21 protein-coding genes are annotated in these 26,402 nt (G+C 71.2%); 8 read left to right on the top strand and 13 right to left on the bottom strand.

The features are described from left to right. Positions 1-161: 161 nt before the first annotated feature. The 3 genes from ACFY0F_RS28460 to ACFY0F_RS28450 all read left to right on the top strand — a co-directional run bounded on the left by ACFY0F_RS28460 (position 162) and on the right by ACFY0F_RS28450 (position 3,465). A complete protein-coding gene (locus ACFY0F_RS28460; protein WP_388800171.1) occupies positions 162-1,106 on the top strand; it encodes an RNA polymerase sigma-70 factor in 945 nt (314 codons plus the stop codon). 109 nt (positions 1,107-1,215) lie between these two features. Beyond that, positions 1,216-2,421 carry an NAD(P)/FAD-dependent oxidoreductase gene (locus tag ACFY0F_RS28455; protein WP_388800168.1) on the top strand — a complete coding sequence of 402 codons (1,206 nt, stop codon included), beginning with the start codon at positions 1,216-1,218 and terminating at the stop codon, positions 2,419-2,421. A 63-nt stretch (positions 2,422-2,484) separates the two neighbouring features. Continuing rightward, positions 2,485-3,465 carry a hypothetical protein gene (locus ACFY0F_RS28450; protein WP_388800165.1) on the top strand — a complete coding sequence of 327 codons (981 nt, stop codon included), beginning with the start codon at positions 2,485-2,487 and terminating at the stop codon, positions 3,463-3,465. Between the two features lie 18 nt (positions 3,466-3,483). Here ACFY0F_RS28450 and ACFY0F_RS28445 read toward each other — a convergent pair whose 3' ends face one another. Continuing rightward, complete coding sequence (locus ACFY0F_RS28445) at positions 3,484-4,197, bottom strand: SDR family oxidoreductase (protein ID WP_388800162.1); 714 nt, start codon at positions 4,195-4,197, stop codon at positions 3,484-3,486. A gap of 183 nt (positions 4,198-4,380) precedes the next feature. On the opposite strand from ACFY0F_RS28445, the gene ACFY0F_RS28440 reads away from it, so the two are divergent. From ACFY0F_RS28440 to ACFY0F_RS28430, 3 genes are all read left to right on the top strand, one after another. Continuing rightward, on the top strand, positions 4,381-4,992 hold the full coding sequence (locus ACFY0F_RS28440) for a TetR/AcrR family transcriptional regulator (protein ID WP_388800159.1): 612 nt from the start codon (positions 4,381-4,383) through the stop codon (positions 4,990-4,992). An 80-nt stretch (positions 4,993-5,072) separates the two neighbouring features. Next, positions 5,073-5,834 carry a phytanoyl-CoA dioxygenase family protein gene (locus tag ACFY0F_RS28435; protein WP_388800156.1) on the top strand — a complete coding sequence of 254 codons (762 nt, stop codon included), beginning with the start codon at positions 5,073-5,075 and terminating at the stop codon, positions 5,832-5,834. Positions 5,835-5,967: 133 nt separating this feature from the next. Further along, positions 5,968-6,840 (top strand): GyrI-like domain-containing protein, encoded by an 873-nt coding sequence (locus tag ACFY0F_RS28430; protein ID WP_388800153.1) that lies wholly within the window; start codon positions 5,968-5,970, stop codon positions 6,838-6,840. Positions 6,841-6,904: 64 nt separating this feature from the next. On the opposite strand, the gene ACFY0F_RS28425 is transcribed toward ACFY0F_RS28430, so the two are convergent. The 6 genes from ACFY0F_RS28425 to ACFY0F_RS28400 all read right to left on the bottom strand — a co-directional run bounded on the left by ACFY0F_RS28425 (position 6,905) and on the right by ACFY0F_RS28400 (position 15,541). Then, entirely contained in the window at positions 6,905-7,447 is a 543-nt protein-coding gene (locus tag ACFY0F_RS28425) for a DUF4232 domain-containing protein (protein WP_388800150.1), read from the bottom strand. Positions 7,448-7,568: 121 nt separating this feature from the next. Further along, the gene (locus ACFY0F_RS28420) at positions 7,569-7,883 is read right to left on the bottom strand and encodes a hypothetical protein (protein WP_388800147.1); all 315 of its coding nucleotides are present in this window, start codon (positions 7,881-7,883) and stop codon (positions 7,569-7,571) included. A gap of 126 nt (positions 7,884-8,009) precedes the next feature. Next, a complete protein-coding gene (locus tag ACFY0F_RS28415; RefSeq protein WP_388800144.1) occupies positions 8,010-9,977 on the bottom strand; it encodes a PIG-L family deacetylase in 1,968 nt (655 codons plus the stop codon). Between the two features lie 35 nt (positions 9,978-10,012). Then, positions 10,013-12,883 (bottom strand): stealth conserved region 3 domain-containing protein, encoded by a 2,871-nt coding sequence (locus ACFY0F_RS28410; protein WP_388800141.1) that lies wholly within the window; start codon positions 12,881-12,883, stop codon positions 10,013-10,015. A gap of 10 nt (positions 12,884-12,893) precedes the next feature. Then, positions 12,894-13,859, bottom strand: a complete 966-nt coding sequence (locus tag ACFY0F_RS28405) for a hypothetical protein (protein WP_388800138.1) — start codon at positions 13,857-13,859, stop codon at positions 12,894-12,896. Then, complete coding sequence (locus ACFY0F_RS28400) at positions 13,856-15,541, bottom strand: stealth family protein (RefSeq protein ID WP_388800400.1); 1,686 nt, start codon at positions 15,539-15,541, stop codon at positions 13,856-13,858. The genes ACFY0F_RS28405 and ACFY0F_RS28400 overlap by 4 nt, the downstream gene beginning before the upstream one ends. A gap of 596 nt (positions 15,542-16,137) precedes the next feature. On the opposite strand from ACFY0F_RS28400, the gene ACFY0F_RS28395 reads away from it, so the two are divergent. Next, entirely contained in the window at positions 16,138-17,244 is a 1,107-nt protein-coding gene (locus tag ACFY0F_RS28395) for an LCP family protein (protein WP_388800135.1), read from the top strand. Positions 17,245-17,274: 30 nt separating this feature from the next. Here ACFY0F_RS28395 and ACFY0F_RS28390 read toward each other — a convergent pair whose 3' ends face one another. Beyond that, positions 17,275-18,291 carry a hypothetical protein gene (locus ACFY0F_RS28390; protein ID WP_388800132.1) on the bottom strand — a complete coding sequence of 339 codons (1,017 nt, stop codon included), beginning with the start codon at positions 18,289-18,291 and terminating at the stop codon, positions 17,275-17,277. Between the two features lie 73 nt (positions 18,292-18,364). On the opposite strand from ACFY0F_RS28390, the gene ACFY0F_RS28385 reads away from it, so the two are divergent. After that, the gene (locus ACFY0F_RS28385) at positions 18,365-18,739 is read left to right on the top strand and encodes an NTP pyrophosphohydrolase (RefSeq protein WP_388800129.1); all 375 of its coding nucleotides are present in this window, start codon (positions 18,365-18,367) and stop codon (positions 18,737-18,739) included. Positions 18,740-18,784: 45 nt separating this feature from the next. Here the strand turns inward: ACFY0F_RS28385 and ACFY0F_RS28380 are convergent, their stop codons facing one another. The 5 genes from ACFY0F_RS28380 to ACFY0F_RS28360 all read right to left on the bottom strand — a co-directional run bounded on the left by ACFY0F_RS28380 (position 18,785) and on the right by ACFY0F_RS28360 (position 26,279). Continuing rightward, positions 18,785-20,305, bottom strand: a complete 1,521-nt coding sequence (locus ACFY0F_RS28380) for an amino acid permease (protein ID WP_388800126.1) — start codon at positions 20,303-20,305, stop codon at positions 18,785-18,787. Between the two features lie 235 nt (positions 20,306-20,540). Continuing rightward, the gene (gene dxs, locus ACFY0F_RS28375; protein WP_388800123.1) at positions 20,541-22,469 is read right to left on the bottom strand and encodes a 1-deoxy-D-xylulose-5-phosphate synthase; all 1,929 of its coding nucleotides are present in this window, start codon (positions 22,467-22,469) and stop codon (positions 20,541-20,543) included. A gap of 326 nt (positions 22,470-22,795) precedes the next feature. Continuing rightward, positions 22,796-24,124, bottom strand: a complete 1,329-nt coding sequence (locus tag ACFY0F_RS28370; RefSeq protein WP_388800120.1) for a sugar ABC transporter permease — start codon at positions 24,122-24,124, stop codon at positions 22,796-22,798. Beyond that, positions 24,121-24,912 carry an ATP-binding cassette domain-containing protein gene (locus ACFY0F_RS28365; protein ID WP_388800396.1) on the bottom strand — a complete coding sequence of 264 codons (792 nt, stop codon included), beginning with the start codon at positions 24,910-24,912 and terminating at the stop codon, positions 24,121-24,123. The genes ACFY0F_RS28370 and ACFY0F_RS28365 overlap by 4 nt, the downstream gene beginning before the upstream one ends. A 272-nt stretch (positions 24,913-25,184) precedes the next feature. Then, entirely contained in the window at positions 25,185-26,279 is a 1,095-nt protein-coding gene (locus tag ACFY0F_RS28360) for a sugar ABC transporter substrate-binding protein (RefSeq protein WP_388800118.1), read from the bottom strand. Positions 26,280-26,402 lie beyond the last annotated feature (123 nt).

Raw genomic sequence — 26,402 nt, 5'->3', positions numbered from 1 at the left:
CGGGCATCGGCGTGTCCGGCAGGAGGGCCACCTTGATACACCGCTCGGCGGTGTCGTCGGCGTACCCGGGCCTGGCCGCCCACGTTCGTCTGCCGCACCGGTCGCGCAGCGCGGCCCGAGATGCGGCGGCCGGCGTCCGGAGCGCGGGCTAGGATCCGGGCATGGCGCTGACCGTGGACGACGTGGATCGGTTCGAGGCCTCCCGGGCCCGTCTGGAGGCCATCGCCTACCGCCTCCTGGGGTCCGCGAGCGAGGCGGAGGACGTCGTGCAGGAGACGTTCCTGCGCTGGCAGGGCGCCGACCTCGCCCGTATCGAGGTGCCGGAGGCATGGCTGACGAAGGTGCTGACCAACCTGTGCCTCAACCAGCTCACCTCGGCCCGCGCGCGGCGCGAGACGTACGTGGGTCAGTGGCTTCCCGAGCCGCTGCTCGCCGGGGACCCGATGCTCGGCCCGGCCGACACCGCCGAGCAGCGGGAGTCGGTCTCGTACGCGGTCCTCGTCCTGCTGGAGCGCCTCTCCCCCAACGAGCGGGCGGTGTACGTGCTGCGGGAGGCCTTCGACTACCCGCACCGGGAGATCGCCGGGATCCTCGACATCACCGAGGCCGCCAGCCAGCAGATCTTCCACCGTGCCAAGAAGCACGTCGCGGACGGCAGGACACGCACCGAGATCGACGAGGCCGCCGCCCGGCGGATCGTCGAGGAGTTCCTCGCGGCCGCCACCAGCGGCCGGACCGAGCCGCTCGTGCGGCTGCTCACCCAGGACGCCGTCGCGATCGGGGACGGCGGGGGCAAGGTCCCGGCCCGCGCCAAGGCGTTCGAGGGCGCGGTCGCGGTCGCCAGGTTCCTGCGGGGCCTGTTCAAGCCGAGCAAGGCCAAGCAGGCCTACGTCGGCGGCTCACCCGAGGTCCACGCCACGACCGCCAACGGTGGTCCCGCCGTCGTGGCGGTCGTCGACGGCCGGGTCGTCGGCGTCATGTGCCTGGAGCTCACCCCCGACGGCATCACCGCGTTCCGGAGCCAGGTCAACCCCGACAAGCTCGAACGCGCGACCCGGCGGTGGGCGGCCGACGCCCACGGGGAGCCTCTGCTCAACGCCTTCTGAGCCGCGCCCGCGTGTGTGAGGTGCTTCACACCGCACTCCTGTCAGGAAGCGGCGGGCCGCCCGGTTCAAGGGGCGAACCCGCTGAAGAGCTCAAGACAGGAGCAGGGACATGCAGCACCGCATCGTCGTCCTCGGGGCCGGATACGCCGGAGCCATCGCCGCCGGGCGCCTCGCCAGGCGGCTGCACCGGGAAGACGTGGCCATCACCCTCGTCAACGCCGGGCCGGACTTCGTCGAGCGCGTCCGGATGCACCAGCTCGCGGCCGGGCAGGACCTCGCGCCGCGGCCCCTCGGCGAGATGTTCGCGGGCACCGGCGTCGAACTGAAGCTCGCGAAGGTCACCGGTGTCGACGTCGACCGCAGGACCGTTTCCGTCGTCGGCGTCGAGGACGCCGGGGAGCGGGAGGAACTGTCGTACGACACCCTCGTGTACGCCCTCGGCAGCGGCTGGAACGACCAGGGCGTCCCCGGCACCGCCGAGTACGCCCACGAGATCACCGGCCGTCCCGGAGCCCTGCGGCTGCGTGCACGCCTTGCCCTCCTGGAGGCCGGGGCACCTGTGGTCGTGGTCGGCGGCGGCCTCACCGGACTGGAGTTCGCGGCCGAGATCGCCGAGTCCCGCCCGGACCTCGACGTCGCTCTCGCCGCCCGCGGCGGCCTCGGTGACTGGCTCTCGCCGAAGGGCCGCCGGCACGTGCGGAAGGTCTTCGACAAGCTCGGCATCACCGTGCACGAACACACCGCCGTCACCGGCGTCGAGGCCGACCGCGTCGCCACCGCCGACGGCTCGTCCATCCCGGCCGCGGTCACGGTGTGGACCACCGGCTTCGCCGTCCACCCGATCGCCCAGGCCACCACCCTGGAGGTCACCGACACGGGCCGGATCGTGGTCGACGCGACCATGCGCTCCGTCTCGCACCCGGACGTGTACGCCATCGGCGACGCGGCCATGGCGATGGGCGCCGGTGACAAGCCGCTGCGCATGTCGTGTGCCTCGGGCACCCCGATGGCATGGCAGGCGGCCGACGCCATCGCGGCACGTCTGACCGGCGGGAAGCTCCCGCACGTGTCGCTGCGCTACTTCAACCAGTGTGTCTCGCTGGGCCGCCGGGAAGGTCTGATCCAGTACGTCACCGCCGACGACCGCCCGGTGCGGGCGGCCCTGACCGGGCGGCCGGCCGCGGTGTACAAGGAGCTGGTCTGCAGGGGCGCGGCCTGGAGCGTCGCCAACCCGATGCTCGGGATGCCGACCCGGCCCCGCCGCGTCGTGCGGGAACCGGCCGGGTCCGGCTCGGCGGTCAGGGCAGCGGCCTGACGCACTCGGCGCAACGGGCGGGGTCGGCGGCGCGTACTCCCGCCCGGATATCTTGATACGACCATGAGAGCCACCCGCTCGCGAATCATCACGATCGCAACCATTGTGCTGGTCACCGCCGCTGTCCTGACCGCCGTGCTCCGCGCCACCCGTGACGGGGGCGGGGACGAGAGCCCCCGCCCCGGCCAGGGTGCGCGGCAGGTCGACCTGGCGCGGGAAGTGGCGGACTTCACCCGCCGGTTCGGCCCGGGCCACGGTTACCGGCAGCCCGGCCAGGCGGACCGTACGGCTGTCGCCGAAGGCGTCGGGCTGCTCCTGGACGGCCACCGGGGACAGGCGGAACACCTGCTCTCGCAGCACGGCTTCACGCTGCGCACGGTTCTCGACCGGGTCTCCGGCCGCCGTTACGCCGAGGTGGCCGACCGCACCGACGCCGCGGTGGATCCGCGGGGCTGGGGCCGGGTCTACGTGGATCTGGACCACCCTCCGCGCTGGTCGGTGCAGATCCCGCACCCGGTGGCCGACCTCGACACCGAGCAACTGGGCGTACGGGTCCTGCGGGGCTCCCCCGGCGGTGTCATGGTACTCGCGGGCGCACATCGCGCGGCCGGACGCGGCAACGCCGCGGACGTGGCCCACCGCCAGGACACCGTCTTCTACGCCGTCTGCGCCGAACTGGTCCGCCGCGGAATGCCCGCCGTCCAGCTGCACGGCATGGCCGCCTCCGCCGCCTCCGGCTACGACGTGGTCGCCTCCACCGGTGCCGGATCGGCGGGCCGCGCGGACGCTCTCAGACTGGCCGACGCCCTGGGCAGGCGCGGCTTCCGGGTGTGCCGGGCCTGGGAGCGCAACTGCCCGCTGGAGGGCCGGTTGAACATCGAGGGCCGGGCCGCCGACGCCGCGGACGTGCCGTTCCTGCACGTCGAGTCCGTCCCCGAGGTGCGTGCCGACGGGGCCCCCGCCGACCGCGCGGCCGCAGCGGTCGACCTGGTCACGCGCCTTTGGGCGAGCGCGTCGGCGACCGCGCCGCCCGGACGGCCCTGACAGGACGCCCCCTGCCCGTCAGGCGCGGGCGTGGACGCCGATGCCCCCGGAGACGATGAGGTTGTCGCCGGTGATGTAGCCGGCGGAGGCCGAGGCGAGGAAGGCCACGGCTTCGGCGATGTCGGCGGGAGCGCCGACGCGGCCGAGCGGCACGTCCTCGGCCCAGGAGTCGATCATTTCCCGGGAGACACCCATCCTGCTGTAGACAGGCGTGTCGACCAGCCCTGGGCTGACGGCGTTGACGCGGATGCCGCGGGGGGCGAGTTCGAGCGCGAGGGACCGCACGAGGGGCACCAGAGCGCCCTTGGCGGCTGTCATGGCTGCCCCGAGCCCTTCGCCCGCGCCCACGGTGACGACGACCGAGGCGCCCTCGTCGAGGAGCGGAAGCGCCTTCTGCAGGGTGAAGAAGGTGCCCTTGACGTTGACGTCGAACAGCTCGTCGAAGGTGTCCTCGTCGGTCGATTCGATCGGCCCGGGGCGGGAGACGCCCGCGTTGAGGAAGAGCACGTCGAGGGAGCCGAAGTGCCGGCGTGCCTGGTCCATCGCGTGGTCGAGGTCCGGCAGTGACCGTGCGTCGGCCCGGACGACCACGACGTCTTCCGGAAGTCCGGCGCCCGCGACATTGCCGACGCCGGTGACCATGACGCGGTAGCCGCGGGAGTGGAGCAGTTCGGCGGTCGCCCTGCCGATGCCGCTGGTTCCACCGGTGATCAGAGCTGCGGGTGCGGACATGATGCGTTCCTTTGCGTAGTCCGGGGCGGTAGGGGCGATGGGTGAGCGGTGCGCGACTCGGGCCGCGAGCGGCGCGGTCGACCGTGCTGGACCGATCCCCCTTCGGCAGCGTACGCCAGCTTGACAGTGACTGCCAACCATGCAGTGAGTGTCGAGCTGGCATCGCTCGGCTAGCCTGGTGGCATGAAGCAGGAAGCCAAGACGGCGACCGGCGCGTCGGCCACGCTGTGGGACCGGACGCGGCGACTGGCCTCCCAGGAGATCCTCGACACGGCTCTGCGCCTGTTCACCGAGCAGGGTTACGACGAGACGACCATCGCCCAGATCGCGCGCGAGGCCGGCGTCTCCCAGCGCACCCTCTTCCGCTACTTCGGCACCAAGGAGGACCTCCTCGGCGGCGACCAGCACCGGTTCGGGCAAGTCCTGACGGACACGGTCGGCGAACAGCCCGCCGAGGCCGGTGCCTGGGAGGCCCTGCGCGCAGGCGTCGCCGCCGTACTGGCCCTGCACGACAGCCGGGAACAGGCCCTGCAGCGCTTCCGTCTCCTGCACAACACCCCGTCACTGCGTGCCGGTTGGCTCGAGAAGCGGCTGCAGTTCCAGGAGGACCTGCTGCCGCTCGTCGAGGCGCGCATGGAGAACGCCGGCGCCGGCAGCGCGGAGCCAAGGGTCCGCGCGGTGATCGCGACGGCGTTCGCATGCCTGGACGCCGCTTCGATGACGTGGGTCGGAAACGACGGCAAGGGCGACATCATGGACCTGTACGACGAGTGCCTGGCCGCGGTGCGCGGCTAGCCTGCGACGGCAACGGCCCGGGGCCGAGCGGGAGTCGGCGACGCCGGACACTCGCGCACGGAGCGGCGTACCATCCGTCCATGGTGTCTGGGCCTCTCTCGGACGGTCAGGTCGACGAGTTCGTCGAACGAGGCTGGACCGTTCTGCGGAACGCCTTCGCTCCGGCGGTGGCCGAAGCGGTGCGCAGGGGCCTCGGCGGGCGGCTCGGGATCGACCTGGAGCGCCCGGAGCAGTGGACCCGGCCCCGGGTCTGGCTGCGGGAGATGCTGACGGAGCCGCCGTACACGGACGCTCTGAGCGAACGGTTCCGCTCGGCCGTGGATCAGCTGGTGGGGCCCGGCCGTTGGGAGATGACGCGGGAGATGGGCTGGTGGCCGGTCACCTTCCCCGCCTTCGACGATCCCCCTTACGGGGATGACTGGCACATCGAGGGAGACTGGTTCCACCACCACGTCTGGTCGCCCGAACAGGCGCTGCTCAATCTCTTCTGCTTCTCGACCGTGGATCCCGGCGGGGGCGGGACCCTCCTCGCCGACGGCTCGCATCATCTGGCCGCCCGCATCCTGTGGGAGGCGGAGCCGGAGGGACTGGAGGCCGACGGGTTCGACGAACCCCTGAGTCGCGTCCTGGGCGCGCAGGGCCGGCCGGGAGTGACCGAGGTCGTCGCACAGGAGGGCGACGTGGTGCTCGCCCATCCGCTGTTGTTCCACTCCTCCCACCCGAATCACGGGACCCGCCCGCGGGTCATGGCCCAGCCCGCCTTCAGCATGACCGAGCCCAGGCGCACCGAGGGAGACGGCCTGTTCCCCGTGGAGATCCCGCCGGCCCGCGCCCGGCCGTGAACCCCACGCCCGGTGACCCGGAAGGGGCCCGGCCCGGTGGGCTGCCGCACCCGACCGGAGCGGGCACGGAATGTCGGGTGCGGCAGGCCTGGTCCTTCCTAACGTTGGTGGTCCGAAGGGAAGGAGGCCGGAGTTGCTGGATCGGCTGAACCAGGCGATGGAGCACATCGAGGGACACCTCGACCAGCACATCGAGGTGTCCGCGCTGGCCCGGATCACCGTCACGTCGGAATACCACTTCCGGCGGCTGTTCTCGTCACTGGCGGGGATGCCGCTGTCGGAGTACATCCGGCGCCGGCGGCTCACCGTCGCGGCGGCCGAGGTGCTGGCCGGTCGACCGGCCTTGCTGGAGATCGCGATCCGCTACGGCTACACCTCCGGCGAGGCGTTCGCCCGGGCGTTCCGAGCCGTCCACGGCGTCGGTCCCGGCGAGGCCAGACGTACCGGCGCGGCTCTGAACGCGCAGCCCCGGCTGTCCTTCCGCCTCACCGTGGAAGGGAACAGCACCATGCGGTACCGCATCGTGGAGAAGGAAGCGTTCCGGGTCGTCGGCAAGAAGGCCCGCGTGCCGCTGATCCATCAGGGCGTCAACCCGCACATCGCCGAGCACGTCCGGAGCATCTCGCCGCAGACCATGCTGCGGATCGCCGGTCTCTCGGACCAGGATCCGCAGGGCGTGGTGTCGGCGACCGTGCGCCTTTCGGACGGGTTCGAGGAGGGCAGCGAACTCGACTACTACCACGCCGTGGTGACCACGGCCGCCGAGTTGCCCGAGGACCTCGACGTGCTGGACTGCCCGGCGGGCACCTGGGCCGTGTTCGAGAACACCGGTCCGTTCCCGCAGGCGCTGCAGCAGATGTGGGCCGACGTGGCCGCCCAGTGGATCCCGTCCAACCCGTACGAGTACCGTCCCGGGCCGGAGATCCTGCGCGCCCGCCCGTCGCAGGACGACCCGGAGCGGTCCGCAGCACAGTTGTGGATCCCGGTGTCCCGCACCGCGGCCTGAACGGGCGCGGGCCCGCGGTGCACCAGGCGCCGGCCACCGAGTCGTGGCCGGCGCCTGGTGTCGGTTACTGCCCGACCGGGTTGAGGTAGGTGGCCGGGTGGGTGGCGCCGTCCTGCTTGAGGATCTGGCCGCCGAAGGGCCACTTCAGGGTGAAGTGCTTCGTCTCGTTCGGCGGGGTGACCAGGAACTTCGACGGAACGAACTTCTCCCTCTGCGGCGTGGACGCGGCGACCGGGAGCAGGGTGATGCTGAAGTCCGTCGTGGCACCCGGCTCCAGGGTCAGCGTCTCGGGCTTCGCGGCGGAGCGTGCCAGCGACCAGGTGCCGTCGGTGGGCTGAGCGCCGACCATGTCGACGCCGGCGAAGCCGTTCAGGGTGCAGGTGTGGGTGCTCTTGTTGGTGAACCAGACGAACGCCTGCGTCTGCTTCTTCGTCTGGCCCATCTCCGGCTTCGCGTCGTCGCCCGTGGCGAAGCCGGCCTTCAGGTCGGCGGTGTGGCAACGGGCCGGCGCGGCCTTGGCGGTGGCGGCGGAGGCCGGGACGGCGGCAGCGGCGGTTCCGGCGACGACGACGGCCGCAAGGGCCACGGCGGTCAGCTTGCTCTTCATGATGCTTGGGTTCCCCTCGTTTTTTGGATCGGCGCGCGAGGTCAGCGCGCGCCTGCGCATCTGAAGACGTGTGATGCCCGTGTGCGGTTCGGTGCGCCGGAGAACCTTTTTCGGACCCGTTTCAGGGCAGCGGTGCCGCCTCGACATGGACGGCTCGCAGTTCCGTGCCGTCGCGGTCGCGGCGGGAGCGGCCCAGGATGCCGACGGCCAGGTGCGAGGGGTCCTCGGGGTCGTCGCGCGGGACGAAGGTGACGACGTCCGGATGGTGGCTCGTCACCAACCAGCCCTCACCGGTGTTGAGTTCGAGCACCCGGAAGTCACCGGCCGGGGTGGCGACGTGCACGGGGCCGAACTCGCGGAGGATGCCGACGGCCTGCTCGGTGAGATCGGCGGCGGGGTGTTCGAGCACCACGCAGGTGCCGTGCTCGAACAGCACCCATGACTTGCCGGAGCCGTGAGCAGACGCCGCCAGGCGTCGATGAGTGTCTCGGTGTCCACGGTGGTCATCATCGCGCACCCGCGCCCCCGGCACGTCTCCAGGGCCGGCCCCGGCTCCGGTCCGTCAGCCCACCACCTGCCACGAGCCGAACCCGACCGACCCCCGGCCGGCCTGTCGGGCGACGGCCAGACGGCCGTCCGGGCCCAGCAGCGCGATGGTGGCGCGGCCGAGGACGTCGAAGGCCGCGGCGGGGGCGTGGGCCGGGGGGCCGCCGAGGGTGTCGGTGGACAGTTCCTGCCAGGGGTGGTCGCCGGGCAGGAAGCGGTAGGCGATGCCGCCGGGATCGCTGAGGGTGGCCACCAGCGTTCCGGTCTCCGGGTCGGGCCCCGGGGCGCAGGCGACGGCGCCGAAGCCGCCGCGGCCGCCGATCGACTCGGCCGGCCTGGTCCAGCGGCCGCCCGGCGCGTCCTCCTCGGCCATGAGCAGCCGGCCCGTCTCGGGCTGCCGGTAGACCGTCATGACCCGGCCGTTCGGCTGGACGACGGCTGCGGCGGGTGAGGCGGGGACCGTGAGCCGGAACCGGGGGGCGCGCTGCAGCGGCTGGTGGAGGGAGCTCTGCGCCCAGTGGAAGACGCCTTCCCGGCTGGCGGCGAAGACCTCCACCCGGCCGTTCGGCGCGGTCAGCGCCGCGACACCCTCCTGGAGTTCGTGGCCGCGCAGGTCCGTCCACCTGCCCCAGACACCGTCCGTCTCCTGGACGCGGGTGTGCAGGCCCTGTCCCCCGTTGCGGACGAACAGGTGCAGCCGTCCCAGCGCGTCACGGGTGACGGCCGGCGTGCCCAGATGCCGGTCGCGCTCGGGGTTCCCCGCGGAGGGGTTGCCCAGGATGGTCCACCCGGTGAACCGCCCGTCCCGCTCGGCCTGTTCGAGCAGGACGATCTCCCGCCGCTGGGAGTGGTCCGGCCCCAGGTGCGACAGGCGCCGGGCCAGGACCTGCCAGCGGCCGTCCGGGGTCAGGCTCACCGCGAGCCCGGGTGAGAGCGGTCCGCCGCCCAGGAAGAACGGTCCGCGCCACTGGCCGTTTCCGGGCTGGGTCTCCAGCCACACCGCGGCCTGCTGGTCGACGACGGCGAAGGCCGTGAGGCGGCCGCGCGCGTCGCGCCCGAGCCAGGCCCCGTGCGGGTGGCGCGGGGTGGTGCTCTGCACCCAGCCCGTGGTGCGCGCGCTCCAGCCGACCGCGTAGTCGCCGCTGCCCGCGGGATCACCGCAGTCGTAGCCGTCGGCCGCGCCGTAGACGTTGAGGAAGTGCTCCTTGAGGGAGACGGCTCGCGGGCCCAGCGAGTGCGGCCACCGTTCGTTGGAGTAGCCGCGGAAGGCCTCGACCACGAAGGTGCGGCCCTCGCCGGGCCCCTGGTAGCTCTCCAGCGCGAGCCATGAGAAGAGGCCGGCCGCGGTGTGGTCGCAGTGGTCGGCCAGGTCGCCGAAGTCGTGGTGCTGCGGGAACCGTTCGTCGTGGACCAGCCGGTCCGGATCCGGGTCCATGGTGCGTACGAGGGTCGGCCGGACGAGGTCGAGGATCTGGACCAGCGTGTCCACCAGCCCGGTGCGGGTGTACCAGAAGCGTTCGTCCACGAGTCCGCCGCTCACCACCAGCGTGGGGATCCGTTCGGCCTCCTCCTGCCAGAGGACGTGCAGGCTGCGGGAGGGGCCGTCGGGGCCGCCGTGCTGCCGGATGTTGAGGAAGACGAGCTTCACCCAGGGCGCGTCGGCCAGTGCGTACACCTCGGCGACGGCGCCGCCCGCGGTGGTGAGGGTGGACGGTGTCCAGGGCGCGGTGCGGTCGCCGAGGACCATCGCGCCGTACGCGGCCCTGATGCCGTTCTGCCGCGCCTTCCCGTAGGCCTCCCGGTCCTCGGCGGGCGGCGCGATCTGCCAGGGGCGGGGGTTGCGTCCGTCGGCTTCCCCGCTGGTCAGGTAGACCGTCGTGGTGGGTGTGCCCGCCTTGATCGCCTGGAAGGTCACGGGGTTCATGAAGTACAGGTCGTCGTCCGGGTGGGCGACGATCTGAAGGATGGAGGCGGGGCTGGACACGCGCGGGGTTCTTTCCTCGGTCTGGGTGGGGTGGGTCACAGCGGCCATCCGGGCAGATAGCCGGCGTGGGCGCGCCGGTTGCGCGGGGATCCCGTCTCGTACTGGCTCGCGACCGGGAAGTAGCTCGGCAGGAACGCCGCGAGGATCGCGTCCTGTTCCTCCTCCGGCACATCGCCGTCGTGGAAGTCGTTGAGGCAGAACACGTCGTGGGGACGCGCGGTCAGGATCCGGTTCAGCCGGGGGCCGTGCTCGGCCAGCCCGACGTTGACGAATCCGCAGGAGATGCTGCCGGGCACGCTGCGCAGCGTGTGGAAGCCGTAGTAGTGGTGCAGGGACGACGCGATCGACACGTCACTGTGGCTGCGGAGCTGGTTGCCGGCGGTGACCGCCGCCTCGGGCCCGTAGTCGCGCTCGATGTCGGCGAGCACGCTGCGCCGCAACGGATGCGGGGCGTGCAGGAACGTGTGCACCAGGGTCTGCCCGAAGGACCGCTCGATCAGGGCGCGGTTGTTCTTCGCGGCGCTGACGTTGTGCTCGTCGTCGTCCGACGGCGGGGACATCGGCACGGACGTGGGCGACATGAAGTGCCGGGCCTGTCCGTTGCCCAGGAAGAACATGCCGGGGGTGACGGTCCGGCCGAGGAACACGTCGTCGTTGAAGTAGAGGAAGTGCTCGGCCAGCCCCTCGATGTGGTGCAACTGGCTTTCGATGGCGTGCGAGTTGTACGTGGGCAGCGCTCCCCGGTCGCCGAAGATCTCGGTGTGGTCGACGACGCGCACCCGGGGGTGGGACTCGTCCAGCCAGTGCGGGACCTGCCCGTCGGTGACGAGGTAGATGTTCCGGATCCACGGGGCGTACATGTCGATGGACCTGAGGGAGTAGCGCAGTTCGTCGCGGTCGCGGAACCGGGCCGCGCTGGTGGCCGCGTCCTGGGTCGCCATGCCCAGATCGGCCAGGACCGCGTTCTTGCGCTCCAGCCAGTCGACGTCGGCACCGTTCACCCAGGTGTAGACGGCATCCACGGGGAAGCCGACGTCGCCGTGGACGGTCTGGTTGAAGGCCACCAGGGTGGGGTAGCGGCGCCCGCCCAGGGTCGTGGTGCTGCGCCGCATGACGCTGTGCGGGATCCGGTCGCCGATCAGGGTGCGGGTCGGGGCCGTGAGGTGGTCGTCGTCCTCGGGTGCGTCGTCCCAGAAGGTGATGGTGCAGCCGTAGACGGCGCCGAGGCGGAGCGTGCGGGACGGGGAGACGACGCTCTGGTACACGCGGATCCCCGAGGCGGGGGTGCGGGAGTAGTCGCCCACCAGGGCCGCGAGCACGGTCGCGACCGTCTTCTGGCCCTCGTTGAGCACGGAGGCGTAGACGGGCTCGTCCGCGTAGCGGTCGGCGAGCGCCTTGAAGACGGCCTCCCGGTGGTCGCCGTGCACGGCGACGGTGTGCCGCACCATGCGGTCGCGTACGACCATGTACGGGATGCCCGCTCCCTCCAGGGCGTTGGCGGCCAGCGCGAGGTTCGCCTGGACCACGTCCCACGGGGACTCCCACTCCAGCAGCCGGCACACCTGGCCGCCGTCGTGGACCAGGCCGCGCCGCCCCAGCAGGCGTTCCTCCAGTACGCGCTGGCCGCTGGTGCGGACCGAGCCGGGCGGCGCGGGCGCGGCCGCCGGCAGATTGCCGTCGGAGCCGCTGAGGTAGGCGTGCACCGCCTGGCGTTCCGTCTTCGCGAGGTCGCGGCGCCCGCTGTCCCGCTCGGCCAGGAGCTCGTGGAAGAGCCGCTCCCAGTGCGAGGTGACCACGGCGGGCGAGAACCGGCTCACGGAGGCGAGGGCCGCCGCGCCCATCCGGTGGCGCAGCTCGGAGTCCTCGATCAGCCGCAGGAGCGCGGAGGCCAGCGCGTCGGTGTCGCCGGGGGGAACCAGGAAGCCGGTGTGGCCGTCGATCACCACTTCGCGCGGGCCGTTGGGCGCGTCGTAGGAGACGACGGGGACGCCCGCCGCGTGCGCCTCCGCGAGCACCAGCCCGAACGCCTCGTTGCGCGAGGTGAGCAGGGCGATGCTGGCCTTGGCCCACTCCTCGGCGAGGTAGGGCGAGTTGCCGTTGAGCTGGACGCAGTCGTGCAGGGAGAGCATGTCCATCTGACGGCGCAGGGCGCCGCTGAGCGGGCCGTCCCCGAAGACGCGCAGGCACCAGTCGGGGTGGGCCGCTGCCACCTTCGCCCAGGCGGTGAGGGCGTGGTCGATCTGCTTCTCGGCGACGAGCCGGCCGGCGATGACGACGGTCCGGGTCTGCAGCGTCGACCGGGGCCGGAACCCGCTGGGCAGAGCGTTGGGCACCACCACCAGGCGGGGTGCGGCCGCGCCGAGGGTCTCGGCGAACCACTCCCGGGTGCGCTCGCTCAGCACGGCCAGCGCGTCCAGCCGGGCGGCGTACCGCCGCAGCGGTTCACCGCTGGTGCCGCGCAGTTCGGAGACCCGGTGTTCCTGGTGGACGGTGATCACGTGGGCCGGGGCGAGCCGGACGGCCAGGGCCATCAGCGCGGGCGTCGTGGTGATCAGGACGTCGGTGTCGGTCTGCTGCAGGGCGAGTTCGAGTTCAAGGTCGGTGAGCCGGCTGAAGGCGGACTCCCAGGACCGGTCGACGATCTCGCTCGGCAGATCGGCCAGGCCGGCCCACACCGTGTCGTCGACGGTGCCGGCCCGCAGCGGCCTGGGGGTGTCCCCAGTGAGGTCGACCAGGTAGTCGACCCGCACGCGTTCGTCGGGCTGGAAGAACTGCGCGGGCTTGCTCTTGAAGACGCTGAGCACGCGGACCTCGTGCCGGGTGGCGAGTTCGGACGCCTGGTTGAACACGGCCCGTTCGGTGCCGCCGACGGCATCGGCCGTGGTCAGCAGGAATGTGATCTTCACTTCTGGGGATTCAGTCTGCCTCGGGCATGCGCGTGCAGGTGACGCGGAGGTTGCCTGCGGGGGTGTAGCGCGGTTGGACGATCATGGGGGTGCGGCCTGCCGGGGTCATCGCCATGCTGCGCATGGCGAAGACGCGCCGCGGGTTGCGGACGTCGTGCAGCCGTCTGCCGAGCCGCAGCGACGGCCCGGCCTCCTGGCACAGTACGACGTCCCAGTGCTCCGGTCTGGAGGAGCGCGGATCCATCCGGTCCAGCGGCACCTCCGTCCGGTAGGTGTCCGGTCCCAGGGGGTGGACGGGCTGCCGGATCCGGCGCCCGGCGGCGACGAACTCGGCCCACGGGGCGTCCGCACGAGTGCCCAGCACCCGGAAGTCGACCGCGATCCCGGCATGGGTCATGTGCACCTTGGCCACCTCGACGGCCGGTCTGGGGGCCGAGCTGACGATGCGGGCGGTGCCGGTGACCGTACGTCCGACGCGATGGCGGGCGCCGGTGACCGGCGAGGCCGCCATGGGCTTGGTCGGGCCCTCGTAGGGCGTCGGCGGCTGCAGGAGCAGCAGCGCCACCGAACGCGACCGGCGCCCGGTGTACATCCGCAGCCCGAGCTTCCACCGTCCGGGTCCGGCGGGTACGCCGCCGAGTTCCGCGCCCATCAGGATCGCGGCGTCCATGAGGAGTTCACCGCCCGGGCCGCGGTACACGCGCGCCTCGGCGAGAAGCCGTCTGCGGCGCCGGCGCACCACCACGGCGGCCCGGTCGGGCAGTCGGGCGGAGCGGGGCAGCACGGCGTGCAGGTTCACCGTCTGGCCGTCGAGGACGGCCGCGTAGCGCAGCTGGGCGGTGCGGTTCTGCCGCAGGGGCACGAACACGCGCAGCATCAGCCACAGGCGCAAGGAGCGGAGCATGGCGCGCGGTCCGCGCGGCGCGGTGGTGTCCCTGCCGGACGCCGTGGCGGGGGTCGCGGTGGAGGTGGTCATGCCCGGGCTCCGTCCAGCTCCGCGGCCGGGGCCGTCCGTGGCGCGGGGATGCCGGCGGCGGCTCGCTCGTAGGGGCTCGGCACGGGGAAGTAGGCGTTCAGGAAGTCGGCGACCATGCGGTCCTGGGCCTCGGGGTCGGCGGCGGCCACGGTGTCGTTCATGCAGAAGGTGTCGTAGTTGCGCCTGGCGAGCAGCGTGTTGAGACGGCGCTGGGCCAGGTCGTCCGCGAGGTCGATGTACTGGTACCGGATGTCCCCGGCCGTCGCGCGCGCCGAGTGGTACGCGTAGTAGTGGTACAGCGAGGAGACCACGGGCACGTCGTGCGGCGAGCGGAAGCGGGAGTGCTGGGTGACCCGGTGGGCGTGGGCGTAGACCTGCTCGATCTCGGTGAGGACGCTGCGGCGCAGGGCGTGCGGGGTGTGCTTCATCTTCTGGGAGATGACGGTGCCGAACTGCTGGGCGATGAGTCCCCGGCTGTTCTTGCCCGCCGCGTTGACCGGCAGGTCCGTGAAGTCGGCGCGGCCCGAGGGGATCAGTGCCTTCGACCGGAAGGATTTGGACAGCCCGTTGGGGTGGAAGAACGTGCCGGGCTGCACGGGCCGGCCGAGGAAGACGTCGTCGTTCAGGTAGAGGAAGTGTTCGGAGAGCTCGGGGATGTGGTGCAACTGACTCTCGATGGCGTGGGAGTTGAACGTCGGCAGCGCGTCCGGCTCGGAGAAGATCTCGCTGTGGTCCACCACCCTGATCCCGGGGAAGCCGGTGTCGAGCCAGGAGGGCACCTGCCCCGCGGTGACGAGGTAGATGGTCCGCACCCAGGGCGCGTACTGGTGGATCGACCGCAGCGAGTAGCGCAGTTCGTCGCGGCTGGCGTACCGCGAGTCGTTCGCCGCCTGCTCGTGCAGGGTGCCGTCGCCGGTGCTCCGTTCGAGCACGCGTCGGGTGGCCTCCTTGCGGGCGCGCCAGACGGGGTCGGAGTCGTCGACCCAGGTGTAGACGACGTCGATCGGGAAGAGGTGGTCGTCGGGCAGGGCGGCGACGAACTCGGGCAGGGTGCGGGCCTGTCCGGTGGTGTACATGAACGGCACTTCGCTGAATCGTTTCTGCTCGGCTCGGCAGCGGCCCGCGTCCACCGGGACCTCGGTCGTCACACGGTTCGGGCGGGGCGCGACAAGCCGGCCCTCCTGCTCGGCCCAGAACTCGATGTCACAGCCGGACTCCCGGCCGAACACCAGCTTCCCGGTGGGATCGCAGACGTTCCACGCGATGCGCAGCACGCGCTGCGTCCGCAGGGCACGCCAGCTCGCCGTCGAGGTGCCCGGCCGGACCGGCCCCGGGGCGACGCCGCCGACGTAGCCCGGGTAGTGGCCGCAGGCGGTCCGCAGGAGGTCCTCCACGTCGGCACGCAGCCGCTCCGGCACGGCGACGCACGGGTTCGGTGACGCGGTGCCGCGGACGCAGAAGTAGTCGATCCCGGCCTCTTCCAGCAGGGTGACCAGGATGTGCAGGTTCCGCGCCCGGGCGGCCCAGGCGGTGATGCCGGGGACCTCGACGGCCCGGCGGTGCCTGCCGTCCACGCGGACGATCCGCAGCGGACCGGCGGTGTCCTCGCCGCCGCGCCCGTCGCCGAGCGCCCGCACCACCAGGGCGGAACGCGCCGCGTCGGCGGCGGTCAGCGACCGCATCACCGCGGCCCGGAGCGGGCGCGGCACCCGGCGGACGATCTGCCGCCTGGCTCCGACCGGCACGAGTGACCGGTACGTCGAGACGAGCGCGCTCGCCTCGGGGTTGTTCCCACTCACCTGACTTCCGCACCGTCCCCCACGCTGCAGCAGACCGGGCTCGGCCGTCACACCGCCGTCCGGGATGCACAGGACCACGGCCACCCTCCCTCGTCTCTCACCGGTCCAGGACAGGTGAGCACCCGCGGTCGCACGCCCCCCTCGTCCCCAGGCCCGGGTGCGCGACCGCCGGAACACTTCGGACGAGCCGATCGGTTCCATGCGACAATCGTTCAACTTTCACAAGCTGCACACATCTTCAATGCGCGTTCACTTGACTGTCAATCATGCGTCCACATTTCGAAAAGTACATGTGACGGCCATGTGAATGAGGGGCGAGCATACAGTGACCAGGCGACCTGTGTGCGACGCGCCGCCCGGTCTATAGTTCGCACACGCCACGGCGTCAGAGCCGCGCAGGCCCGGTCCCTCCCCCACTCGTGCCCTGCCCCATGTGCGAACCAAGGCGCACCACAGTTGAGTTGAGGAAGGAACCCGTCATGACGCATGCCCCGACGGAGCCGGGCACCGGCGGCGGAGCGAGAGCCGACGCCGCGGATGTCACGTCGGACACACCGCCGCGTCGTCGTCGGCGTGTCCGGCGCTGGATCGCGGGCTGTGCCGTCGTCCTGGTCGCGGGCGCGGGCACGACGGCCTACTGGCTGTACAGCGCCCTCGACTCCAACATCAAGGGTGTCGACCTCGACCGGGCCATCGGCGACGACCGCCCGCCGAAGCTGCCGACATCCGGTCAGAACCTGCTGGTCCTGGGCTCGGACTCGCGCGCCGGCGCCAACGCCGCGCTGCACACGGGCCGGGTGTCCGGGGCGCGTTCGGACACCGCGCTGGTCGTCCACATACCCGAGGGCCGCAAGCGGGCCGTGGCGGTCAGCATTCCCCGCGACACCCTGGTCACCCGCCCCGAGTGCACCGGGCGGGACGGGACGAGGCTGGCCGGGGCGAAGCGGGTGATGTTCAACTCCGTCTACTCGCTGGCCGGTCCGGCCTGTGTCGTCAAGACGGTGGAACAGATGTCCGGGGTGCGCATGGACCACTTCGTGGAGATCGACTTCGCCGGCTTCAAGGAACTCGTCGACGCGATAGGCGGCGTGACCGTCACCGTCGGCCAGGACATCCACGACCCCTCCAGCGGCCTGGACATCACCGCCGGCACCCACCGGCTGAACGGCACCCGGGCACTGCAGTTCGTCCGCACCCGGCACGGCATCGGAGACGGCAGCGATCTCGGGCGCATCGGGCTGCAGCAGAAGTTCCTGACGGCCCTGCTCACCGAGATCAAGCACCAGGACCTGCTGGGCAGCCCCGCCAAGGCGTACACCATCGCCGACACCCTCACCGCGTCCCTGACCACGGACTCCCGGCTCGCCTCCCTGACGAAACTCGCCGAGTTCGGCCGCAGCGTGAACGGGATCGACCCGGCGGCCATGGAGACGATGATGCTCCCGGTGCGCTACGACACCCAGGACCCCAACCGGGTCGTGGCCGCCCGGCCCCAGGCGGACCAGTTGTGGCAGGCGCTCCGGACGGACGGCACCATCCCCGCGTCGGCCCGCAGGTCACCGGCCCGGGGCGACGGCACGCCCTGAGGAACCCCGGCCCCGCGACCGGCCGGCCGCTCACACCTCCCGCCACGCCTCCAGCGCCAGCCCCGGCTCGGCCTTGCGGCGGGTGAGGAGGAGGCGGCCGGTCGACGGGGACAACGTTGCCGCCACGACCCGGTCCTCGGCGTCGATCGCGAGGGACACCACCGCGTCGACGGGAAGCTGCGGACCCGACTCCGCCCACCAGGCCCCCGCCGACTCCTCCTGGGTGGGATATGCGGCGAAGGCCACCCGCCCGCCCGCCGAGCGCTGGGCCAGCAGCGTGCAGTCGTGGCCGTCGAGGTCGCAGCGCACCGCGGTCACCGGGCCGGGGCCCGCCGACGGGAGCAGGGTGACCGGCTTGCCGCCGGGGCGCCAGGCGCACAGGTCGCCCGCGTCGTCGGTGTAGTAGAGGGTGGTGCTCTCGGGTGAGGTGGCCAGCGCGTACAGGGTGCCGGGACGGACCGGGGCCTGCACGGTCTCCTGGAGGACCGGCTCGGCGCCCGGCTCGTCCTGGCGCCAGTACAGGATGCCGCCCGGGACGGGCGCGTACAGCTCCACCCGGCCCGACTCCCCCGTCACCGCGGCGAGCCCGTCCTGGACGTCCCGGCCCTTGAGGTCCCGCCAGGCCTCCCAGCCGCCCTTCTCCTTCTGCGCGAGCATGCTCACCCCGCCGCCCTTGTTGCGGACGAAGAGGTGGGCTCGGCCCTGCTCGTCGACGGCGACGGCCGGTGTGCCGGTGCGCTCGCCCTTCTTGTCGGGATGGCCGACCGGGTTCCAGTCGAGGGCGGCCAGGAGCGGGCGGAAGTGCGTGGAGTGGACGAGGCCCGACTCGCCCTTGGTCGTGGGCCGCCAGGAGACCAGGTGGGCGTAGTCGTCGGCGCCCTGACCGACCGCCAGGACGGGGTGCAGCTTCTGGTCGCCGCCCACCGTGCGCGGTGGGCTCCAGGGGCCGCCGGGTGCGCGCTCCGCCCGGCACAGCACGGCGTCGTCCGAGGGGAGGTAGACACTGAGGCGGCCGTCGCGGCCGCGCAGGAGCCAGTCGCCGTTCACCGGTTCACTTTACGCGGGACCGGCCGCCCGCCGTGGCCCGCCCCTGGGGCGGGGTCCGTGCGACCCTGGTCACATGCCTGAGGAAGTCTCCCTGCTCGTGATCATCGACGCCGCGAACGTGGTGGGGTCGGTGCCGGACGGCTGGTGGCGGGACCGGAAGGGAGCCGCCGAGCGCCTGCGCGACCGGATCGCCGACAACGGGCTGCCGGGCCGTCCGGATCCGGTGGAGATCGTGCTGGTGGTCGAGGGTGCGGCCCGTGGCGTGGAGTCGGCGCCCGGCGTACGGGTGGACTCCGCGCCCGGCAGCGGCGACGACCGGATCGTGGAACTGGTCGCCCAGGAGCCCCCCGGCCGTCCCAGGCTGGTCGTCACCGCCGACCGGGAGCTGAGGGACCGCGTCATCAAGCTGGGGGCGGAGGTGACGGGGCCCCGGACGGTGCTCGGCTGAGCAGGGTGCCTCGCCGGTCCCCGCGGCGGTGGGTGCGGCATCCGGTCAGGAGACGTTGCCGCTCGGGGGCGCGGCCTCGCCGAGCGTGGTGTCCTCGCGCCGTGCGAGGCGGCTGTGCGAGCGGCCGTAGAGGAAGTACACGACGAAGCCGATCACCATCCAGATCGCGAACCGCAGCCAGGTCTCGGCGGGCAGGTTCACCATCAGCCACAGCGAGGCCAGCACCGACAGGATCGGGACGAGCGGCACCAGCGGGGTCCGGAAGGAGCGCGGCAGGTCGGGCCGGGTACGGCGCAGGATGATCACGCTGATCGAGACGACGACGAAGGCGAAGAGCGTGCCGATGTTCACCAGTTCGGCGAGTTGGCTGAGGCTGGTGAAGCCCGCGACGACCGCGATGACCACACCGAGCAGGATGGTCGGCCGGTACGGGGTGCGGAATTTCGGGTGGGTGTGCGAGAAGAAGCGGGGCAGCAGCCCGTCGCGGCTCATCGCGAAGAACACCCGGGACTGGCCGAGCAGAAGGATCATGCACACGGTGGTCAGTCCGACGGCGGCACCGAAGCTGATCAGGCCCGCGAACCAGGGGTGCCCGGTGGCCTTGAACGCGTCCGCGAGCGGTGCGTCCACGGACAGCGAGCTGTACTTCTGCATACCGGTCACGACGATCGACACGGCGACGTACAACGCGGTGCAGATGACCAGGGAGCCGAGGATGCCGCGCGGCACGTCGCGCTGCGGGTTGCGGGTCTCCTCGGCGGCGGTGGCCACCACGTCGAAGCCGATGAACGCGAAGAAGACGACGGACGCCGCGGTGAAGATGCCCATGACACCGAAGTTGGAGGGCGCCCAGCCGAACATCAGCTGGATGAGCGGGGCCTTGAGGTCGCCACCAGCCGCCACGGGCTGCGAGGGCGGGATGAACGGATGGTAGTTGCCGCTGTTGATGAAGAACGCGCCCGCGATGATGACGACGAGGACGACGGCCACCTTGATGGCGACGACGATCGAGGTGACCCGTGCGGAGAGCTTCATGCCGACGACGAGGATGGCGGTGAGCACCAGCACCAGGGCGGCGGCGAGGATGTCGAATCCGAAGCCGGAGTTGGTGTCTCTGCCGCTGAGCGCCCCCGGCAGGTGCCAGCCCGCGTTGTCCAGCAGCGAGTGGATGTATCCGGACCATCCGACGGCGACCACCGCCGTACCGAGGGCCAGTTCCAGCACCAGGTCCCAGCCGATGATCCAGGCGGGCAGCTCGCCGAGCGAGGAGTACGAGAAGGTGTACGCGGAGCCCGCCACCGGTACCGTTGAGGCGAACTCGGCGTAGCAGAGGGCGGCGAGCGCGCACACGACACCGGCCACGACGAAGGACAGGGAGACGGCGGGGCCGGCCGAGTTCTTGGCGGCGGCGCCGGTCAGGACGAAGATGCCGGTGCCGATGATGACGCCGACGCCGAAGACGGTGAGGTCGAGCGCGGAGAGGGACTTCCTGAGCGCGTGCTCGGGCTCCTCGGTGTCGAGGATGGATTGTTCGACCTTCTTCGTCCGGAAGAGGGTGCTGCTCACGGGCCTACCTCCCACACGCTCGTCGCTCGACATGATCGAGAGGGCTGGGGATGCGTATGCCCCGGCACAGGCAGGTTCACGCAAAAGAGCCGATTCCGCCACCGGGAGGCGTGGCGGAACCGGCTCTAGGAACGACAGCGTCTAGGCCCTGCCCGTTTGGATCACCCGGCGTCGCGGGGTCTGGCCGACTGGAAGGCGCCGTGAGCCATAGCCGACCTGATCCAAACGACCGGCCCTAGTCGCGCGCGGACTCCACGGAGTCGACCTCGGCCGTCGGACGGTCGTACCTTCCGTCGAGCCGGGAGACGAGACCGGTGACCTGGCGGGCGATGTCGGGGGCGGTCAGCCCGATCTCGGCCATGACCTCGGCGCGGGAGGCGTGGTCGAGGAACCGCGGCGGGATGCCGAAGTCGCGCAGCGGCACGTCGACGCCGGCGTCCCGCAGGGCCTGGGCGACCGCCGAGCCGACGCCGCCGACCCGGCTGTTGTCCTCGACGGTGACGACCACGCGGTGCCGGTCCGCGAGCGGGGCCATGGCCTCGTCGACGGGCTTGACCCAGCGCGGGTCGACGACGGTGGTGGAGATGCCCTGCTGGTCGAGCAGAGCGGCGATCTCCAGGCACATCGGGGCCAGCGCGCCGACGGAGACCAGCAGGACGTCCGGACGGTCCGTGCCGGGTTCACGCAGCACGTCCATGCCGCCGACCCGGCCGACGGCCGGTACGGCGGGGCCGACGGCGCCCTTGGAGAAGCGGACCACGGTCGGCGCGTCCTTGACCTCGACGGCCTCGCGAAGCTGGGCGCGCACCTGGTCGGCGTCGCGCGGCGCGGCCAGCCGGAGCCCCGGCACGACCTGCAGGATCGACATGTCCCACATGCCGTTGTGCGAGGCACCGTCGGTGCCGGTGACACCGGCCCGGTCCAGTACGAAGGTCACCCCGCACTTGTGCAGGGCGACGTCCATCAGGACCTGGTCGAAGGCGCGGTTGAGGAAGGTGGCGTACACCGCGAAGACCGGGTGCAGACCGCCGGTGGCGAGGCCCGCGGCGGACACGGCGGCGTGCTGCTCGGCGATGCCGACGTCGTACACCCGCTCCGGGAAGGCCTTGGCGAACCTGTCGAGGCCGACCGGCTGGAGCATCGCGGCCGTGATGGCGACGATGTCCTTGCGCTCCTGGCCCAGCTTCACCATCTCGTCGCCGAAGACCGAGGTCCAGTCGGCGCCGGAGCTGGCGATGGGCAGACCGGTGTCGGGGTGGATCTTGCCGACGGCGTGGAAGCGGTCGGCCTCGTCCTGCAGGGCGGGCTGGTAGCCACGGCCCTTCTCGGTGAGGCAGTGCACGATCACCGGGCCGCCGAAGCGCTTCGCGCGTGCCAGCGCCGACTCCAGCGCCTCGATGTCGTGGCCGTCGATCGGGCCGACGTACTTCAGGCCCAGGTCCTCGAACATGCCCTGCGGGGCGATGAAGTCCTTCAGCCCCTTCTTGGCGCCGTGCAGCGTCTCGTACAGCGGCTTGCCGACGTACGGGGTGCGGTCGAGGATCTCCTTGGTCCGGGCGAGGAAACGCTCGTACCCGTCGGTCGTGCGCAGCGTGGCCAGGTGGTTGGCGAGACCGCCGATGGTCGGGGCGTATGACCGCTCGTTGTCGTTGACGACGATGACGAGCGGGCGGTCCTTGGCCTCGGCGATGTTGTTGAGCGCCTCCCAGGCCATACCGCCGGTCAGCGCGCCGTCACCGATCACCGCCACGACGTGGCTGTCCCGCTCCAGGAGCTGGTTGGCCTTCGCCAGGCCGTCGGCCCAGCCGAGGACCGTCGAGGCGTGGCTGTTCTCGATGACGTCGTGCTCGGACTCGGCCTGCGAGGGGTAGCCCGACAGGCCGCCCTTCATCTTCAGCCTGGAGAAGTCCTGCCGGCCGGTGAGCAGCTTGTGCACGTACGACTGGTGCCCTGTGTCCCACAGCACCTTGTCCTTCGGGGACTCGAAGACACGGTGCAGAGCGATGGTGAGCTCGACCACGCCCAGGTTGGGGCCCAGGTGGCCGCCGGTCTTGGAGACGGCGTCGACGAGGAAGCTCCGGATCTCCTCTGCCAGCTGGTCCAGCTCCTCCAGGCTGAGCCGGTCCAGATCGCGCGGTCCCCTGATGCGGGTCAGCAGCGGCACCCGTGCCTCCTTGCAGTAAAAGCTGATCGAGCTGTTGCCGGGCTCGTCGAGTCTAATGTTCCGCCGTGGCGCACGGCGCCCGGGCCGTGCGTGATACATCACCCGAACGGCGGTACCCATCTGACGGTGTCCCAAGACACACCAGTGCCCGGCGCCTTGAGGACACCGGGCAACCAGAGCGCCCCACAAGGGCGCTGGGGTCCGCTCGGCCGACGGCCACCGCAACGCCCAAGGGGCGCGGGGAACTGCGCGACCAGCCCAAACGGACCGGCACCCGCCGAACCACCGCACCCCTTACGGCGCTGCCGCGTAAACGGCGCCCCGCGTTACGCGCGCCCCGCAGCCTTCTGGCTACGACGCGACACCGAGTCGATGACCACCGCACCCAGCAGCACCGCACCGGTGATCATGTACTGGATGGACGTGTTCATGTTCAGCAGGTCCAGACCCGTCTGGATCGACTGGATCACGAGCATGCCCAGCAGCGCCGACCACACCGAGCCCCGGCCACCGAAGAGGCTCGTACCGCCGATGACGGCCGCCGCGATGGCGAGCATCAGCGTGTTGCCGCCACCGGCGTTCAGCGTGGCGCTCGCGGTCTGACCCGCGAAGAACATGCCGCCGATCGCCGCGAAGCCGCCGGAGATGGCGAACACGGTGATCCGGACCATCGGCACGCTGATACCGGCGCGCCGGGCCGCCTCGATGCCGCCGCCGACCGCGAAGACCTTGCGGCCGTAGGTCGTACGGCGCAGCACGAAGTCCACGACGACCAGCGCGGCGAGGAAGATCACCAGGGCGTTGGAGACGCCCTCGGCGTTGTTCAGCACGGCCGCGGCGGCGAAGGACGCGATGGCGAGCAGACCGACGCGGATGAGGATCTCGCTGGTGGGCCGGTAGGGCACACCGGCCGCGCGACGGCGGCGCTGCTCGTTGAACGAGCCCACGAGCGTCAGCACGACACCGAGGCCCGCCAGCAGGTAGGCGCCGACGATGGCCTGGTCCATGAAGAACGAGCTCTGGCCGAGGAGGTGCACCGGGCCGGAGTCGGACGGGATGTTGATCGTGCCGCTGTCGCCCAGCAGCCACAGCATCAGACCGTTCCAGCCGAGGAAGCCGGCCAGTGTGACGACGAACGCGGGCACGCCGATCTTCGCGAAGAACCAGCCGTGCAGCGCGCCGATACCGACGCCGGTGACGATCGTGAGGACGAGCGCCAGCCACTCGTTCATGCCGTGGTTGACGACGAAGACCGCGAACACCGTGGACGCCAGACCGCTGACCGAGCCGACGGACAGGTCGATCTCACCGAGCAGCAGCACGAACACCAGACCGATGGCGAGCATGCCGGTGGCCGAGAGGAAGTAGCTGATGCTGGACAGGTTGTCGGCGCTGAGGAAGCGGTCGTTCTTCACCTGGAAGATGGTCCAGATGATGATCAGGCCGATGACGACCGGCAGCGAGCCCAGCTCACCGCCCTTGATCTTCCGCTTGAACTCGGTGATGTAGCCCTTGAAGCCCTCTTCGCGGACCAGCAGGCGCGGGTCGACGACGGGAACGGCGGCGGACGTGGGGTCCTCGACGGAGGCGACTGCGGTGTCCTCGGACACCACGGGCTCAGCGTCCTTCTTCACGGTGTTCGACGTCTCGCTCACTTGGCCGCCTCCGCGGTGCGACGCCCCGCACGACGGGTCACGGCGTTGTCCGTGGCACCGGTGATCGCGGCGATGATCTCTTCGTGGCTGGTGTCCTTCACGGAGAAGGAGCCGTTGTTCTTGCCCAGGCGCAGCACGGCGACGGTGTCCGCGACGGCCTTGACGTCCGCCATGTTGTGGCTGATGAGGATGACGCCGAGGTTGCGCTCCCGCAGCCGCTCGACCAGGTCGAGGACCTGCGCCGTCTGCTCGACGCCGAGGGCGGCGGTGGGCTCGTCGAGGATGACCACCTTCGGGTCACCGATCAGGGCGCGGGCGATGGCCACGACCTGGCGCTGACCGCCGGAGAGGCTGGCGATCGGGATGCGGACGCTCGGGATGCGGATGGAGAGCGTGCTCAGCAGCTCGCGGGCCTGCTTCTCCATCGACACCTCGTCGATGACGCCCCGGTGCAGCAGCTCGCGGCCCAGGAAGAGGTTGCCGACCACGTCGAGGTTGTCGCACAGCGCGAGGTCCTGGTAGACCGTCGCGACGCCGAGCCCCTGGGCGTCGTGCGGCTTGTTGATCGTGACCGGCTTGCCCTCCCACTCGATGACGCCCTCGTCGATGGGGTGGACACCCGCGATCGTCTTGACCAGGGTGGACTTTCCTGCGCCGTTGTCGCCCACCAGGGCGACCACTTCTCCGGCGTGGACCTCCAGCTCGACGTCGGTGAGGGCCTGGACCGCACCGAACCGCTTGGAGACTCCGCGCAACGCCAGCACGGGCGTAGCGGACACGTGAACCATCTCCTTCGCCGCCTGACCGGCGGGGATGCCGCGCTTGGGAAGCATGCGCGGAGGGACGTGCTAATGCACGTGGTTAACAAGATGAACATGCGCGAACACGCTGCGCTTGGCAACGGTTCCGTCCGACGCCCGCCCGGCAGCGGGGTATGAAGGCCGGGGCGGACGTCGGCGGGGTTCGCGGGGACCGCCGGGCGGTCCGGTGCCCGGTCGACGCCCGTACGAGCGCTCACAAGATGGCTCGTACGGGCGTCACCCGGGCGTCGCTGGGGTGCCTACTGCAGGCCGGCGGCCTTGCAGGCCTTGGCGAACTCGCCGGTGCAGATCTCCTGGACGGTGTAGATCTTGTCCTTGACGACCGTGTCCTTGATGTTGGACTTGGTGACCGAGATCGGGGTCAGCAGGTCGGAGGGCACCTTGTCACCGGAGCCGCTGGTCTGCGTCGTGGTGGCCAGGGAGGAGATGCTCTTGCCCTGGAGCAGGTCGTAGGCCATCTCCGCGGCGGTGTCGGCCTCCTGCTTGAACGGCTTGTAGACCGTGCTGGACTGCGTGCCGGCGAGGATGCGCTGGATGCCCGCGAGCTCGGCGTCCTGGCCGGTCAGCGGGATGCCGCTGATGCCGGCGCCCTTGAGGGTGGTGGCGATACCCGCGGCCATGTCGTCGTTGGCCGAGTAGACGCCCGCGATCTTCTTGGCGCCCAGCTGGGTGATGGCCGCCTTCATCTTCTGGGCGGCGACGGAGTCCTTCCACAGGCCGGACTGCTCGTAGGCGATGTTCACCTTGCCGTCGAGGACCTTGTGCGCGCCCTGCTTGAACTGGGCGGCGTTCGGGTCGGCGTCGTCACCGTTGATCATGACGACCTTGGAGCTCTTGGTCGCCTTGGAGCCGAGCGCGTCGAGCAGTCCCTGGCCCTGCAGCTCGCCGACCTTGACGTTGTCGAAGGAGACGTACCCCGAGACCGGGCCCTGGGCGAGGCGGTCGTACGCGACGACCTTGATGCCCTTGTTGACGGCGGTCTGGATGGAGGACTTGATGGCGGCCGAGTCCTGGGCGCTGATCACGATGACCTTGACGCCCTTGGTGATCATGCTGCTCACCTGCTGGGCCTGCTTGGCAGTGTCACCCGCGGCGTTCGCGTACTCGACCGTGCAGTCGGAGCAGAGCGACTTGATCTTCGCCTCGAAGAACGGGTGGTCGAACTTCTCGTAGCGCGCGGTGACGCTGTCGGGAAGCAGCAGACCGATGGTCTTGCCGCCGCTGGAGGAGTTCTTCGTGCTGCCGGAGTCGTCCTTCTTGTCGCCGGCCTTGCCACAGGCGGCCATCGACAGGGCCATCGAAACCGCCGCGGTTCCGATCACGACTCTACGCATCGTTGCGTTCATTCTTGGGGTGCCTCCCTGACAGGGCCGCAACGCTGCGGCCGAGGTGGCTGGAAGTCAACTCGGCCGTACGTGCGACGTCAAGAAGTAAATACTTAACGAGATGGCAACGGC

Source organism: Streptomyces sp. NPDC001544, assembly GCF_042894285.1.
GTDB lineage: Bacteria > Actinomycetota > Actinomycetes > Streptomycetales > Streptomycetaceae > Streptomyces.
Note: the sequence above shows the minus strand (reverse complement) of the source record. Positions and strands in the feature narration are given on the sequence as shown.

Coding starts and splice junctions, on each gene's coding strand:
- ACFY0F_RS28440 (WP_388800159.1), top strand. CDS start 4,381: ATGAAGCAGGAAGCCAAGACGGCGACCGGCGCGTCGGCCACGCTGTGG.
- ACFY0F_RS28425 (WP_388800150.1), bottom strand. CDS start 7,447: ATGAAGAGCAAGCTGACCGCCGTGGCCCTTGCGGCCGTCGTCGTCGCC.
- ACFY0F_RS28395 (WP_388800135.1), top strand. CDS start 16,138: ATGACGCATGCCCCGACGGAGCCGGGCACCGGCGGCGGAGCGAGAGCC.
- ACFY0F_RS28455 (WP_388800168.1), top strand. CDS start 1,216: ATGCAGCACCGCATCGTCGTCCTCGGGGCCGGATACGCCGGAGCCATC.
- ACFY0F_RS28405 (WP_388800138.1), bottom strand. CDS start 13,859: ATGACCACCTCCACCGCGACCCCCGCCACGGCGTCCGGCAGGGACACC.
- ACFY0F_RS28435 (WP_388800156.1), top strand. CDS start 5,073: ATGGTGTCTGGGCCTCTCTCGGACGGTCAGGTCGACGAGTTCGTCGAA.
- ACFY0F_RS28445 (WP_388800162.1), bottom strand. CDS start 4,197: ATGTCCGCACCCGCAGCTCTGATCACCGGTGGAACCAGCGGCATCGGC.
- ACFY0F_RS28360 (WP_388800118.1), bottom strand. CDS start 26,279: ATGCGTAGAGTCGTGATCGGAACCGCGGCGGTTTCGATGGCCCTGTCG.
- ACFY0F_RS28385 (WP_388800129.1), top strand. CDS start 18,365: ATGCCTGAGGAAGTCTCCCTGCTCGTGATCATCGACGCCGCGAACGTG.
- ACFY0F_RS28365 (WP_388800396.1), bottom strand. CDS start 24,912: ATGGTTCACGTGTCCGCTACGCCCGTGCTGGCGTTGCGCGGAGTCTCC.
- ACFY0F_RS28450 (WP_388800165.1), top strand. CDS start 2,485: ATGAGAGCCACCCGCTCGCGAATCATCACGATCGCAACCATTGTGCTG.
- ACFY0F_RS28400 (WP_388800400.1), bottom strand. CDS start 15,541: ATGCGGTCGCTGACCGCCGCCGACGCGGCGCGTTCCGCCCTGGTGGTG.
- ACFY0F_RS28460 (WP_388800171.1), top strand. CDS start 162: ATGGCGCTGACCGTGGACGACGTGGATCGGTTCGAGGCCTCCCGGGCC.